The sequence below is a fragment of the Thauera sp. SDU_THAU2 genome (assembly GCF_038260575.1).
GTDB lineage: Bacteria > Pseudomonadota > Gammaproteobacteria > Burkholderiales > Rhodocyclaceae > Thauera.
This window is the reverse complement of record NZ_JBBWUN010000004.1, coordinates 23,202-36,112: the sequence shown is the minus strand read 5'-3', so window position 1 is coordinate 36,112 and position 12,911 is coordinate 23,202. Positions and strand designations below refer to the sequence as shown.

The window sequence follows — 12,911 nt, the reverse complement described above, 5'->3', positions numbered from 1 at the left end:
GCGCTGCTAAAACGCCGATTTCAGGGCCGTGCACACCAAATTGGCGTCGATGGCCCGGATATCGACCAGCCCACGATGCGCCAGCCAGTCGGGGTCCATCACCGCAGCGAGGTACAACCAACCCTCGCCGGGTGGGCACGTACGTGATGCCCACCACCCAGGTCTGATCGGGTTGTCATCCATCGAAGTGCCGATTTAGTGCGTGGCCTCAAGGCCACTTGTTGCCAGGTGCCAGGGAGCACGTCAGCATGCGTCCATATGCAAGACAGTGGACATACCCCTGAGTGGAACGGACCCGAAGGTTGACGGGCGCACCCTGCGCAACGGCTGAGCACATCTATTTGTGGGCCTTCAAGGCTTGGCTGGTCGAACAGGCCAGCAGACCAGGTGCATCGGTCGCTGGTCTGGCGCTGCGCAACGGCGTTGGTGCCAATCTGCTGCGTCACTGGATGAAGCTGGGTCATTGGCAGTCCGGAACCCAGGCGCTGTTGCCCGTGACCGTTCTCGCACAGCAGCCCTGCGCCGATGTGGTGGCGACCACCCTTGCCCAACCGTCCACAGGGACGGTGGAGATCGAACTGTGTGGTGCCGTCATCCGCCTGAGTGGTCAGGTCGATGCCGCGCAACTGACGACGGTGCTGACCGCGCTGCGCGCATGATCGAGCCTGCCAGCGAACACGAGGGTGTGGATCGTGGCCGGACACACCGACATGCGCAAAGGCTTCGATGGTCTGGCCGCGATGGTGCAGACCGCGCCGAGCGAGAACCCGTTCAGTGGCCACGTCTTCGTCTTCCGCGGCCGGCGCGGCGACATCCTCAAGGTGCTTTGGTTCGATGGCCAGGGCCTGCTGTTGCTGAGCAAGCCACTCGAGCGCGGGCGCTTCGTCTGGCCTCAGGCCTCGGGCGGTGGCGTGTCGCTGACACCTGCACAATTGTCGATGCTGCTCGAAGGCATCGATTGGCGGCATGCCGGCGCGCGACATCGGCCAGAGCTGGCCGCGTAGAGCAGGCGTTGCGGGTCATTCCCGATGGAGCCGGACTGGGGGTGAAGCGGCACAAGCGAGCTGGTGCGACAAAACCCCATCACACCCGAGCCGCGAAGAGTTGCTGCGTATCATCGAGCGCGCGATAGCGAGGAGCCGCTGCTCAAGCTGATGGTCGACAAGCTCAAGGTGGCAACTGCTCCGTCGCGAGCGTGCCTGAGTTCCGCTCACCTCCAGTGAACAGTGGGCGGCACATATAACTTTGATCGATGGCGACGAAGCCGCATTGGCATGCGATGCCAAGGTGGCCTCGGTACAGGCCCCGCCAATGACGCGCAGATCGACCGCAGTCTGCCGGCGCATCTGCCGCGCGACGTCCAGGAACACTGCCCCAGGTCAGCAACAGCCATCACGACAGTGCGGGCCAGCCCTGCGGCTGCACGCCTGCGAGTGCCCGGTTGCGCAGAATCGGGCAACCCGGTCTCGGAGCAGCTGGAGTACGTGCCGGCACACTTCAAGGTGATCCGGCATGTACGGCCTAAGCTGGTTTGTGTGGCTTGCCAGGACGATCTTCCAGGCCCAGCGCACCGGGTCGCCCGATTGCGCGTGGCCGTGGCTGGCGCTGAACCTGCTGGCCCATGTGCTGGTCTCCAAGTACTGCGACCACTTGCCCTTGTACCGTCGAAGCGGCATCTACGCCCGCAGCGGCGTTGGGCTGGAACCGCTCCACGCTGGCCGGCTGGGTCGATCAGGCCGATCAGTTGCTGGACCCGCTGGTGGCGGCGCTGGGGCGCTACACCTTGGCGGCCACGCAAGATCCACGCCGACGACACCCCGGTGTCGGTGCTGCAGCCCGGACGGGGCAAGACCAAGACCGGGCGCTTGTGGGTATACGTCAGAGACGACCGCCCGATCGGTTCGAGCGAGCCTCCTGCAGCCTGGTACCAGTACACGCGGACCGCAAGGGTGAACACCCACAGCGGCACCTGCGGCTGAATACCGAGGCATCCTGCAGGCAGACGCCTATGGAGGCTGGGGCAAGCTCTACGGATCAGGCCAGATCACCGAGGCCGCTTGCTGGGCACCACGCGCGCAGGCCTTGGTGGGATCTGCACCTCAGCAGCGGCAAGCAACGAGAACTTCCATCGCCGCGCAGGCGCTCAGACGCATCGCCGGGCTGTCTGCGATCGAACGCGAGATTCGAGGGGACAAGCTCACCAGAGGTGCGACGAGGCCCAACGCCAAGCACGGGCGAGCCCGCTGCTGCAGGAGATGCACGCCTGGCTGAGCCAGTTGCTGGGACGGGTGTCGGCCAAATCGGAATTGGCGCAGGCCATCGGCTATAGCCTCACGCGCTGGCAGGCCCTGACGCGCTATTGCGATGACGGCCGTATCGAGATGGACAACAACGCTGCCGAGCGGGCGCTGCGTGGAGTGGCGCTGGGGCGAGGCAACTATCTGTTCATGGGCTCGACGGTGGCGGCGAGCGCGCGGCCGCGATCTACAGCCTGGTGCAGACCGCCAAGCTCAATGGGATGGAGCCCGAGGTCTACCTGTGTGAGGTGCTCAACCGGATTGCCGATCACCCCATCAACCGCATCGACGAGCTGTTGCCCTGGAACCTGATGCAGTCAGGGGCCAACCCGGCACAACAGCGCCGGGCAGCATGAACGCACCCGGCATCGACCCGCGGGTGCTGGACGTCCTGCAGAACGCCAGCAGCCTGGAGCTGTTCCAGCTGGAGCACGCTGATCGAGCGATTGTTGGCCGATCCCCGGCGCATCATTGCCGTACGCAAGGGACATCCACCTGGGGCAGACGGTGCGCTTTGTGGACTGGCGATGGCAGCCTGCGCGAGGGCAAGGTCGTGGCCATGCGCGAGGCCCAGGATCACGTTGCAGGACTTGCGCGGAACGCAAAGAGGAGCTGCCCTACGCCGCGCGATCGAACCCGCCGCAACCCGATCCGGCAGCGCATCCTCGAAGCGGTGGCTCCTGAGCCGCCCGCTGCCGCGGCCGACGCGCAACGGCTTCCGCTGCGGCGAGAAGGTCGCCTTCGAAGACAGTACCTGCAGACCGTGGTGGGCACCATAGTCCGCGCATCAACAGCCGCACCGCCACCATCGACCCCGGCGACGGCACCCATTGGCGCGTCGGCTTCGCCCTGCTGCGCCACGTCGTGGACGTCTGGAATACCTCCTGTCCTCCTCGTCAAGAGGGTGCTGAGGCGACGCTTACGATTTAGTAGGTTCACCTCGCTGAGGAGCACCAGTGCAATATGTACTGGCAGGATGCAGCCTCTTGATCTGAATAATACGATCGTATAGAATGATCAAAAAAATAGCGGTCGATATGGCATGCCCACAGGGTCCATCCTCCCACGACATGGAGATCGTTCATGACACAAGAAGCCCAGCCTATCCGATTCGTTCCACGAGGCGATATCGGCATCAACAAGACGGAAGTCCAAAGGTCCCGCCACATATCGGGCGACATCTACACCTCGCCCGAGGTGTACCAGCTCGAAGTGCAGGAGTACTTCATGAAGGACTGGCTGTTCATCGGCCGGGTGGAGCAGTACCAGAACCCGGGCGATTGCCAGGCCAAGCGCATCCTGGGCAAGCCGATCCTCATCGCCAAGAACAAAGAGGGCGAGATCCATGCGTTCCACAACATGTGCCGCCACCGGGGCGTGGAGATCGCTGACGGGGAGGGCAATGCGCGCAACTTCAAGTGCCCCTATCACGGCTGGACCACCGACCTGAACGGCCGCCTCGCCGGTGCGGCCTACATGAAGGACACCGAGGACTTCGATCCGTCGAACTGCCGTTTGCCGAGCATCCACCTGAACATCTGGCGCGGCTGCATCTTCATCAACTTCGCCGAAGAGCCCAAGCCCTTCGAGCAAGCGATAGAACACCTGGAGCGCGACTTCGGTATGCTGCACGCCGAAAACTGCCGCCTGGCCGACATCACGCGCACCACGCTCAAGTGCAACTGGAAGTTCTTCCATGAAAACCTCATGGACTACTACCATGTGAACGTGCTGCATGTGAAGACCTTTGAGCACGCTTTTCCTGGACTCCCGAGAACCTGCGCCTGCAGCCCCGGTGGTGGCCTGACCATGCATTACTCGTCTTCGGCTTCGACACCGGATGGCGTGAGTCTGTTCGGCAAAGGCCCCATGGCTCGAGCAGGAGCCAGCCAGTTTTGCGTGCACGGCGTTCTATCCACCGAATCTCGCACTGTTCGGCCGCATCGACATGGTCAAGATCATCACGGCCTGGCCCGTGGGGCCCAACGAGTGCGAGGTGAGCATCTACATGATGTTCCCCGAGGAATTCTTCGCGCACGACAACTTCCAGGAAAAGGTGGAGGTCTACAAGAAGTACCAGCTGGCGATCTACGAGGAAGACCGTTCGATGATCGAGTCGATGCAGCGCGCCATGTCGCTGCCGAACTACGAGCCGGGGCCTTTGTCGGTGATGGAAAAGCCCATTCATCACTTCCTGTCCAGCTACGTGACGCGCATGTTCGGTCCGGCGAAGCAGGACTGAGCACCGTTGCGAACCAGGGCCGCATGATGAGCGAAACGAGCCGCTGCAAGGTGGTGGTGCAGGCGCTGCAGCGCGAGGCGGACGACGTCGTCTCGGTGACGCTGGCGCGTACCGATGGCGCGCTGCCTGCGTGGGAGCCAGGCGCGCACGTGCGCATTCGTCTGCCGGGCGGCCTGGATCGCGCCTACTCCCTGTGCAATCGCGCGAGCCAGCAGGGCGTCTATGCGCTGGCGGTCAAGAAGGAGGAGCGGTCCAGGGGCGGCTCGGCGGCGGTGCATGCGCTGCGGCCCGGCGATGCGCTGGAGATGGCGGGCCCTTTCAACCTGTTCCCCGTGCATTGGCAGGAGCGCCACCTGGTGCTCGTGGCTGGCGGCATCGGCATCACCCCGATCTTCGCCATGGCGCAGGAAGCGGCACGGCGCGGCCATTCGTTCGAGCTGCATTACTTTGCCCGGGCACGGGCCAGTGCCGCCTTCGTGGACGACCTGGACCATGGGCCGTTGAGCGACCGGGTGCATCTGCACCTGGGCTTGGATGCCGCGCAGGTTCGGGCCGCTCTGGACGCCCGGCTGGGGGCGTTGCGAGCCGATGAGGGTGTCTATGTGTGTGGCCCTCGGCCGCTGATCGACCTCACCCGGGCGCTGGCGCAGCCCCATGCGGCGCCGGGCGCCGTCCACTGGGAAAGCTTTGGCGTGGACGATGCGCCAGTGGCGCCAGCGGAGGGGGACGCGCCTTTCGAAATCCGGGTGACCGGCCATGAGGCGCCCATCCCGGTGCCGGTGGGCAAGACCGCATTGCAGGCTCTGCTGGACGCCGGGATCGACGTGCCCCATGCCTGCCGGGAGGGTGAATGCGGCATGTGCGTGCTCGACGTGACCGAGGGCACGCCCGACCACCGCGACAACTTCCTGAACCCGGAGGTGCGGGCCGCAGGCAACTGCATGGCGGTGTGCGTGTCCCGCTCCAAGACCCCCGTCATCGTGCTGGATTTCTGAGCCGTTCTGCAAGACAACTGGCGACCGACGAGCGGTCGCCGCATCGAGGAAACAAAGACATGTTTGAACACCCACGACTGGCCCGAGCGGCCGACTGCCTGGTGGGGAACCAGTTCGCCGTGCGCGCGGGCGAGAGCGTTCTGTTGACCGCAGACTCCACCGTCGATCGCACCTTGATCGACGCGGTGGTTCAGGCCGTGATGCGCCGTGGTGGCAAGCCGCTGGTGGCCCTGGCGCCGAGGTTGCCGTACCAGGGTGGCCTCTCGGACCCCTACGGGTGACTCGCTGGCGGCCGCCGTCGTCGCATCAGACGTCTGGCTGGACTTCTGCTTCCCCTACCACGCGGGCTCGCGCATCCACGACGCGGCCATGAGCGCCAAGCGCTGCCGCTATGGCCTGATCTGCCTGACCCGGGCCGACAGCCTGGAGCGCCTGTACGGCACGGTCGATTTCGGCGCCCTGGTCGAGTTCAACCTCGCCATGGAATTCGTGGCTGCGCCGCGGGCGAGACCGTGCGTTTCCCTGCCCGCAGGGGACCGACGTGAAGTTCGTGCTGGACAAGGTCAAGCTCAAGCGCTCCCGCGTTTGCGACAAGCCGGGCATGGACACGGTGCCGGGCGCGCGGAGCCTGTACCCCACCAAGAACTCGGTGAAAGGCCGCATCGTGGTGCAGGCGCTGTTCGACGAGCAATACCGCCGCCTGAGAAAGCCCATCACCATCCTGGCCAACGGGGTGATCACAGGCATCGAAGGTGCCGCTCCCGAAGACCACACCAGCTTCGAACGCTCGCTCAAGCGGGCCAGTGGCGAGGGTGGCCTGGGCACCTTCATCCACTTCACCTACGGCTTCCACCCTTCGGCCCGCTTCACGGGTGAGCAATTCATCGAAGACATCCGCATGGCGGGCACGAACGCGATCGGCATGGGCCTGCCGTGGTGGGAGGCCGGTGGCGGCGAGAACCACCCCGACGGCGTCGTCTTCGACCAGTCGCTGTGGATCGGTGACGTCCAGGTGCTGGAACAAGGCTTCTTCAAGGGGCCTCCATCGCTCGAAGCCCTGCACGCGCAACTGGTGACGCGCACGGATTGACCATCCCGGCCCAGGCACCCGGGCCAACACAAGAAAGAACAGGTACCCCATGGCAGTCAAACCCATCCTGAAAATGGGCAATCCCGCTCTGGCACTGGTGTCGTCGCCGGTGGAGGATCCGGCGAGCGAGACCGTCCATAACCTGCTGCAGGACATGCGCGATACGCTCGACGACGTGAACGGCATCGCCAGCGGCACCCCAGATCGGTGAGCCCCTGCGGATCGTGCTGTACTGCCTGCCGGCCAGCCGGATGCCGAAGGGCGCGGACATGGCGCCGGTGCCGGACGGCCCTGATCAACCCGGCCATCACCCCGCTGGGCGACGAAAAGGTCGACCTCTGGGAGCGCTGCCTGTCCCTGCCGGGCCTGTATGCGCAGGTACCGCGCTTCAAGCACATCCGCATCCGCTACCAGAACACCGATGCCGAATGGATGGAGCGCGAGTGCCATGGCTTTCACGCCACGCTGCTGCAGCACGAGTGCGACCATCTGGACGGCGTTCTGTACCCGGCGCGCATGCCCGATGCAACGGCGCTGGCCTACGCTTCAGAGGTCTGTGGCCCTTCCGGCACCTACGAATACACGGTGGCCGACTTCGAGGGGCGGTGAAAGCCGGTGTGGCGCTGCACCCGGCAGCTAGGCCAGGTGCGTGTCCCATGAACCTGAACCGGCTGAGCCTGGCCTCGCTGTCGCTGTTCGGCCTGTCGGCGCGCTGCGGCAGCATCAGCAAGGGGGCCGAGCTGTCGCGCATGGCCGTGGGCGCCGGCTAGCAAGCGCATCGCGGACCTCGAGGCGGCGGTGGGCACGCCGCTCTTGAGCGCCACTCCAGGGGCGTCAGCTCGACGCCCGCCGGCCAGGCGCTGCAGCGCCACGCCCGCCGCATCCTGGGCGATGTGGAGGAGATGGTCGCCGAGCTGTCCGACCATGCGCGCGGCGTGGTCGGCGCCGTGCGGCTGTGGGCGAACACCTCGGCGGTGACCCAGTTCCTCCCGCGGGACCTTTCCGCCTTCGCGGAGCTGCATCCGGCCGTGGCGATCGAGATGCGGGAGCAGGACAGCCGCGACATCGTCATGGCGGTGCTCGAAGGACGCGCCGACGTGGGCATCTTCGCGGACCTCACCGCGCCGCTGGGCCTGCCGACCCGGGGTCTACCGGCGGGACCGCCTGGTGCTGGTGGCCCCGGCCGACCATGCCCTGGCCGGCGAGAGAAGCAGATCCGGTTCGCCGAAGCGCAACGCCACCACTTCGTGGGCCTTTCGCAAGGCACCTCGCTGGCCGAGCGGGTGGCGCTGCATGCGGAAAGCGAAGCGCCTTTGCGTGTGCGCATCCAGGTGCGCAGCTTCGATGCGATCTGCCAGATGGTTTCGGCGGGTTTCGGTCTGGCGGTGCTGCCGGAAGGCGCGGCCACGCCGCTGGCCCGGAGCCTGGAAACGGCGACCATCGGCATCCGGGAGCCCTGGGCCCAGCGGGAGCTGCTGCTGGCCGTCCAGGACTTCGAAGCCATGCCGCGTGTCACGCGCGCGTTGGTGGAGCACCTGCTGCCGGCCGAGAGCGAGGAACGGCGTGATGCGGTGCAGAGCGAGAAGCGCCGCTGATGCTTTCGCGTTTGGGCAAGGCTGCCGACGCCGATACGGCATTCCGCCTGGTGCGGCCTCTTCATAGACTGGATACCCCCGCTTCGATGGCCACCCCGGATCGACATGCCAGCCTCTTCCCGCACCACAGACGCTCTTCGACAAGCTCTGGCAAAGCCATTGTGTCGAGGAGACGCCCGATGGCCAGCCTTGCTCTGCGTCGATCGCCACCTGGTGTACGAAGTCACCAGCCCGCAGGCGTTCGAGGGACTGCGCCTGTCCGGTCGGCGGCCCTGGCGGGCGTCTACGTGATCGCCGTGGCCGATCGACGTGCCCACCGTGCGGGCCGAACGCGGCAGCATCGACAGCATCCGCGACCCGCTGTCGCGCGAGCAGGTGAGGCAGTTGCACATCAACTGCGAAGCGTTCGGCGTCACCGAGTTCGGCCTGCACGACGCCCGCCGGGCATCATCCACGGCGGTGGGCCCGGAGCAGGGTGCGACCCTACCGGGCATGACGGTGGTGGCCGGTGATTCGCACACCAGCACGCATGGCGCCTTCGGCGCGCTGGCCTTGGCGTCGGCACCTCGGACGTGGAACACGTGCTGGCCACCCAGTGCCTGAGGCTGCGGCCGATGAAGCGCATGCTGGTGCGGGTGGATGGCGCGTTGCCGGCGGGCGTGAGCGCCAGGACCTCGTGCTGCATTTCATTGGGATGGTGGGCACCGGCGGTGCTACGGGCCATGCGATCGAATTCGCCGGCAGCACCATCGAGGCCCTTTCCATGGAGGGGCGGATGACGCTGTGCAACATGGCCATCGAAGCGGGTGCGCGCGTGGGGCTGATCGGTGTCGATGGCAAGACTGGCTGATTACCTGCGCGGCAGACCCTATGCGCCCAGCGGCCCGCTGTGGGAGCGGGCGGTGCGGCGCTGGAAGACGCTCAAGAGCGACGAAGGCGCGAGCTTCGAGCGCAGCCTCGCCATTGATGCCACAGCGCTGCGGCCGATGGTGACCTGGGGCACTTCACCCGACATGGTGGCAGCGGTCGATGGCCGTGTGCGGACCCGGCCGAACAGACCGATGCGGTGCGACGCGCCGGGATGGAGCGGGCGCTGACCTACATGGGGCTGGCGCCGGGCATGGCATTCAGCGAAATCGCGGTGGACAAGGTCTTCATCGCTCCTGCGCAATGCGCGCATCGAAGACCTGCGCGCGGCAGCGGCGGTGGTGCGAGGGCGCCGCCGTGCGCCCTACGTGCAACAGGCGCTGGTGGTGCCCGGTTCTGGGCTGGTCAAGGCACAGGCCGAGTCCGAGGACTGCACCGGGTCTTCACGGAAGCGGGGTTCGAGTGGCGGGAGCTGAGCGCTCCATGTGCCTGGGCATGAACGACGACCGGCTGGGGCCGGGGGAGCGCTGCGCCTCCACGTCGAATCGCAACTTCGAAGGCCGGCAGGGCGCCGGTGGACGCAGCCACCTGGTGAGCCCGCGACCGCCGCTGCCGCTGCCGTGACCGGCCGGCTGGGCGGTGTGATGACCCTGGAGGACCGACCATGATGGAGCGCTTCACCTCGCTGCATTCGCTGGTGGTGCCGCTGGACCGGGCGAACGTGGACACCGACGCCATCATTCCCAAGCAGTTCATGAAGTCGATCCGGCGCACCGGGTTTGGCGACAACCTGTTCGACGAATGGCGCTACGCGGACCGGGGAGAGCCCCGGGCAGGATGTCTCGAAGAGGCCGCTGCGCAGACTTTCCTTGAACCAGCACCGCTACGCGGGCGCCCGGATCCCCTGCTGACGCGGGAGAACTTCGGCTGTGGCTCCAGCCGCGAGCACGCGCCCTGGGCGTGCGCGATTACGGCATCAGGTGCTGATTGCGCCGAGCTTCGCCGACATCTTCCATGGCAATTGCTTCAAGAACGGCATGCTGCCCATCGTCATGCCGGCCGAGCGGGTCCAGGCTTGGTTCGAGGCGGTCGAGCGCTCACCCGGCTACGCGCTGTCGGTGGATCTGCAGACGCAACTGCTGCGCAGCGACGATGGCGAGCAAACACCGTTCACGGTGGACCCCGAGCAGCGCCATCGCCTGCTGCACGGGCTGGACGACATCGGGTTGACGCTCCAGCACGCGGAAAACATACAGGTCCACGAGGCCCGGCGGCGCCGGGCAGAGCCCTGGCTGTTTCCTGGATCGGAAGCATGAACATGACGGAAACCTCCTTGAAGCAAGACCCGCCGGCGGGCGCCTGGCGGGCGTGCGCGTGGTGGAAATGGGCCAGCTGATCACGGGGCCGTTCGCCGGCAAGACGCTCGGTGAATTCGGCGCGGAAGTGATCAAGATCGAGCCGCCCGGAGCGGGCGATGCGCTGCGCAACTGGCGCATGCTGCAGGACGGCACCTCCGTCTGGTGGCAGGTGCAGTCGCGCAACAAGCAATCCATCGCACTGGACCTGCGCAGTGAAGAAGGGCAGGGCATCGCGCGCCGGCTGATCGCGCAGGCCGATGTGCTGATCGAGAATTTCCGGCCCGGCACGCTCGAGGGCTGGGGCATGGGCTATGGAAAGCCTCTCCAGGGAGAACCCGGGGCTGGTGATGCTGCGCGTCTCGGGCTATGGGCAGACCGGCCCCTACCGCGACAAGCCGGGATTCGGCGTGGTCGGGGAGGCCATGGGAGGCCTCGGGCACCTCACGGGTGAGCCGGGCCGCATCCCGGTGCGCTGCGGATTTCGATCGGTGACACGCTGGCGGCGCTGCACGGCACCATCGGTGTGCTCACGGCGCTCTACCACCCTGCGCAAGGTCAACGGTGGCAAAGGGCGAGGTGATCGATGTGGCCCTGAACGAAGCGGTGTTCAACGTCATGGAAAGCCTGGTGCCCGAGTACGGCGCGTTCGGTGCGGTGCGCGAGCCTGCCGGCTCGGCCCTGCCCGGCATCGCACCCTCGAACGCCTACCGCTGCAGCGACGGCGTGGTGCTGGTGGCCGGCAACGGCGACGGCATCTTCAAGCGGCTGATGCAGGCCATTGGCCGGGAAGACCTCGCCTCAGATCCGGGCCTGGCGGACAACGCCGGCCGTGTGGCGCGCGTGGCGCAGCTGGATGAAGCCATCGGTGGCTGGACCGCCAGCCGCACGGTGGCGCAGGTGCTTCAGCGGCTGGACGAAGCGCGCGTGCCCGCAGGCCGTGTCTACACCGCGAAAGACATCGTGGAAGACCCGCACTACCGTGCGCGCGACATGCTGTTGCGGCAGGTGACGCAAGATGGCCACGAGCTGGAAGTGCCGGGTGTCGTGCCGAAACTCCTCGGAACACCCGGCTCGGTGCGCAGCGCCGCTCCAAAGCTGGGGCAGGACACGGACGCCGTGCTGCGCGGCCTGGGACTGGATACGCCGCCATCACCGCGCTGCGCAGCAGGGGGTGATCGCATGATTGCAGCGCCGGGTCGCCCCAAGCCAGCTCGCATCGCAGCCTCTCAGGGCGAAGGCACACCAGTTACCGCCGTCTGGCGAGGCGCGCGGCACATCTTCATGCCCGGAGGTGGGCCCGCGCGACGGGTTGCAGGCAGAGCCGGTCTTCGTGCCGACCGAGGAAAAGATCGCGCTGATCAATGCGTTGTCGCAAGCCGGTCTGGCCAAGATCGAGGTGACTTCTTTCGTCTCGCCCAAGGCCATTCCCGCGTTGCGGGGACGCCGAGATCGTGCTGCGCGAGATCCAGCGCCATCCTGGTGTGGTCTATGCGGCGCTGGTGCCGAACCTCCGCGGTGCGGAGCAGGCGATCGAGTCCGGCGCCGACAGGCTGAACCTCGTGATGTCGGCCAGCGAAAGCCACAACCTCTCCAACCTGCGGATGACGCCCGGGCAGTCGTTCGAGGCCCTCGCCGGGGTGGCCGCGGTCGCACGCGACGCGGGCGTGCCGGTGAACGTGTCGCTCTCGTGCAGCTTCGGCTGCCCCATGAAGGGCGATGTGTCCATCGCCACGGTCATGCACTGGTGCGAGCGCCATGTCGATGAACTGGGTGCTCAGGGCATCACGCTGTGCGCCACCACGGGGATGGCGTTTCCGTCGCAGGTGCATGAACTCACCACCGCCTTCCGGGCGCGCTGGCCCGAGCAGTCGCTCACCCTGCATTTCCACAACACGCGAGGGCTGGGCATGGGCAATGTGCTGGCCGCCATCGATGCGGGCGCCGGACCGCTTCGACAGCACCCTGGGCGGGCTGGGTGGCTGTCCCTGTACGCCCGGTGCTTCCGGCAACGTGTGCACGGAAGAGGTGGTCCATGGCCTGGCGCTCATGGGGTTCGACACCGGTGTGGACCCGGATCCGCCTGATCGCCGCTGCCCGGCGCCTGCCCGCGGTTTGCTCGGGCACGACGTGCCCAGCCAGATCATCAAGGCCGGTGGCAGGCTCGACCTGCATCCGATATGCCCGCCGATTTCGAGGTCATCCGGGCTGCAGGCGCTGGCACGCCAGGCGGGCACCGCAGCGCGCGCGCGGCCAGCCATTGAGCGGCCCAGCGCCCCACCGGCAGCGGCAGGGCCAAGACAAAGGGGCACCTCGTGCCCCCTTTGTCGTGCCGCGGTCTTTTCAGTCCTGCAGGCAGGTCGTACTTCGTCTCCAGGTACTCGTCGACCCCGTGGCGCGAGCCTTCGCGGCCCAGACCAGATTGCTTCACGCCGCCGAAGGCGCACCTCGTTGGAGATCAGGCCGGTGT

General features: G+C 66.6%; 14 protein-coding genes and 12 pseudogenes. 24 read left to right on the top strand and 2 right to left on the bottom strand.

What is annotated here, in order from left to right; translation table 11 throughout:
• Window positions 1-12: 12 nt before the first annotated feature.
• Window positions 13-199 (bottom strand): annotated as a pseudogene (locus tag AAFL97_RS24900) (DDE-type integrase/transposase/recombinase); the annotation flags it as partial.
• Window positions 200-341: 142 nt separating this feature from the next.
• On the opposite strand from AAFL97_RS24900, the gene AAFL97_RS24155 reads away from it, so the two are divergent.
• From AAFL97_RS24155 to AAFL97_RS24065, 24 genes and pseudogenes are all read left to right on the top strand, one after another.
• Window positions 342-659 carry a transposase gene (locus AAFL97_RS24155; protein ID WP_341647268.1) on the top strand — a complete coding sequence of 106 codons (318 nt, stop codon included), beginning with the start codon at window positions 342-344 and terminating at the stop codon, window positions 657-659.
• A 24-nt stretch (window positions 660-683) separates the two neighbouring features.
• A complete protein-coding gene (tnpB, locus tag AAFL97_RS24150) occupies window positions 684-1,004 on the top strand; it encodes an IS66 family insertion sequence element accessory protein TnpB (RefSeq protein WP_445954552.1) in 321 nt (106 codons plus the stop codon).
• Between the two features lie 270 nt (window positions 1,005-1,274).
• Window positions 1,275-1,505 (top strand): annotated as a pseudogene (locus AAFL97_RS24895) (hypothetical protein); the annotation flags it as partial.
• A 7-nt stretch (window positions 1,506-1,512) separates the two neighbouring features.
• Window positions 1,513-1,659: pseudogene (locus AAFL97_RS24890) on the top strand (hypothetical protein); the annotation flags it as partial.
• Window positions 1,590-1,979, top strand: a complete 390-nt coding sequence (locus tag AAFL97_RS24885) for an IS66 family transposase (RefSeq protein ID WP_445954553.1) — start codon at window positions 1,590-1,592, stop codon at window positions 1,977-1,979. The pseudogene AAFL97_RS24890 and the gene AAFL97_RS24885, both read left to right, overlap by 70 nt.
• A pseudogene (locus AAFL97_RS24880) lies at window positions 1,975-2,271 on the top strand (IS66 family transposase); the annotation flags it as partial. The gene AAFL97_RS24885 and the pseudogene AAFL97_RS24880, both read left to right, overlap by 5 nt.
• Window positions 2,256-2,411, top strand: a pseudogene (locus AAFL97_RS24875) (IS66 family transposase); the annotation flags it as partial. The pseudogenes AAFL97_RS24880 and AAFL97_RS24875, both read left to right, overlap by 16 nt.
• A gap of 83 nt (window positions 2,412-2,494) precedes the next feature.
• On the top strand, window positions 2,495-2,653 hold the full coding sequence (locus AAFL97_RS24870) for a transposase domain-containing protein (RefSeq protein ID WP_445954551.1): 159 nt from the start codon (window positions 2,495-2,497) through the stop codon (window positions 2,651-2,653).
• A 727-nt stretch (window positions 2,654-3,380) separates the two neighbouring features.
• The gene (locus tag AAFL97_RS24140; RefSeq protein ID WP_341647267.1) at window positions 3,381-5,534 is read left to right on the top strand and encodes a Rieske 2Fe-2S domain-containing protein; all 2,154 of its coding nucleotides are present in this window, start codon (window positions 3,381-3,383) and stop codon (window positions 5,532-5,534) included.
• A gap of 59 nt (window positions 5,535-5,593) precedes the next feature.
• Window positions 5,594-5,815: a hypothetical protein gene (locus AAFL97_RS24135; RefSeq protein ID WP_341647266.1), complete on the top strand. Its 222-nt coding sequence runs from the start codon at window positions 5,594-5,596 to the stop codon at window positions 5,813-5,815.
• Between the two features lie 260 nt (window positions 5,816-6,075).
• Entirely contained in the window at window positions 6,076-6,624 is a 549-nt protein-coding gene (locus tag AAFL97_RS24130) for a hypothetical protein (RefSeq protein ID WP_341647265.1), read from the top strand.
• A gap of 49 nt (window positions 6,625-6,673) precedes the next feature.
• Complete coding sequence (locus AAFL97_RS24125; protein WP_341647264.1) at window positions 6,674-6,835, top strand: peptide deformylase; 162 nt, start codon at window positions 6,674-6,676, stop codon at window positions 6,833-6,835.
• Complete coding sequence (locus tag AAFL97_RS24120; protein WP_341647263.1) at window positions 6,832-7,233, top strand: peptide deformylase; 402 nt, start codon at window positions 6,832-6,834, stop codon at window positions 7,231-7,233. Before AAFL97_RS24125 ends, AAFL97_RS24120 begins: the two co-directional genes overlap by 4 nt.
• Window positions 7,234-7,526: 293 nt before the next feature.
• Complete coding sequence (locus tag AAFL97_RS24115) at window positions 7,527-8,219, top strand: LysR substrate-binding domain-containing protein (protein ID WP_341647262.1); 693 nt, start codon at window positions 7,527-7,529, stop codon at window positions 8,217-8,219.
• 309 nt (window positions 8,220-8,528) lie between these two features.
• A pseudogene (locus AAFL97_RS24865) lies at window positions 8,529-9,069 on the top strand (aconitase family protein).
• Window positions 9,053-9,562, top strand: a pseudogene (locus AAFL97_RS24100) (aconitase family protein). Before AAFL97_RS24865 ends, AAFL97_RS24100 begins: the two co-directional pseudogenes overlap by 17 nt.
• Window positions 9,563-9,569: 7 nt before the next feature.
• On the top strand, window positions 9,570-9,710 hold the full coding sequence (locus tag AAFL97_RS24095; RefSeq protein ID WP_341647270.1) for an aconitase family protein: 141 nt from the start codon (window positions 9,570-9,572) through the stop codon (window positions 9,708-9,710).
• A gap of 40 nt (window positions 9,711-9,750) precedes the next feature.
• Window positions 9,751-9,990 (top strand): annotated as a pseudogene (locus AAFL97_RS24090) (3-isopropylmalate dehydratase small subunit); the annotation flags it as partial.
• Window positions 9,991-10,066: 76 nt separating this feature from the next.
• Entirely contained in the window at window positions 10,067-10,402 is a 336-nt protein-coding gene (locus tag AAFL97_RS24085) for a hypothetical protein (RefSeq protein WP_341647259.1), read from the top strand.
• Between the two features lie 67 nt (window positions 10,403-10,469).
• Window positions 10,470-10,700: pseudogene (locus tag AAFL97_RS24080) on the top strand (CoA transferase); the annotation flags it as partial.
• Between the two features lie 55 nt (window positions 10,701-10,755).
• Window positions 10,756-10,866 (top strand): annotated as a pseudogene (locus AAFL97_RS24075) (CoA transferase); the annotation flags it as partial.
• 193 nt (window positions 10,867-11,059) lie between these two features.
• Window positions 11,060-11,494, top strand: a pseudogene (locus AAFL97_RS24860) (CoA transferase); the annotation flags it as partial.
• Window positions 11,495-11,735: 241 nt separating this feature from the next.
• Window positions 11,736-11,795 (top strand): annotated as a pseudogene (locus tag AAFL97_RS24855) (hypothetical protein); the annotation flags it as partial.
• A 100-nt stretch (window positions 11,796-11,895) separates the two neighbouring features.
• A complete protein-coding gene (locus tag AAFL97_RS24065; protein ID WP_341647257.1) occupies window positions 11,896-12,528 on the top strand; it encodes a hypothetical protein in 633 nt (210 codons plus the stop codon).
• Between the two features lie 59 nt (window positions 12,529-12,587).
• On the opposite strand, the gene AAFL97_RS24850 is transcribed toward AAFL97_RS24065, so the two are convergent.
• A complete protein-coding gene (locus AAFL97_RS24850; RefSeq protein WP_445954550.1) occupies window positions 12,588-12,872 on the bottom strand; it encodes a hypothetical protein in 285 nt (94 codons plus the stop codon).
• Window positions 12,873-12,911: the final 39 nt, after the last annotated feature.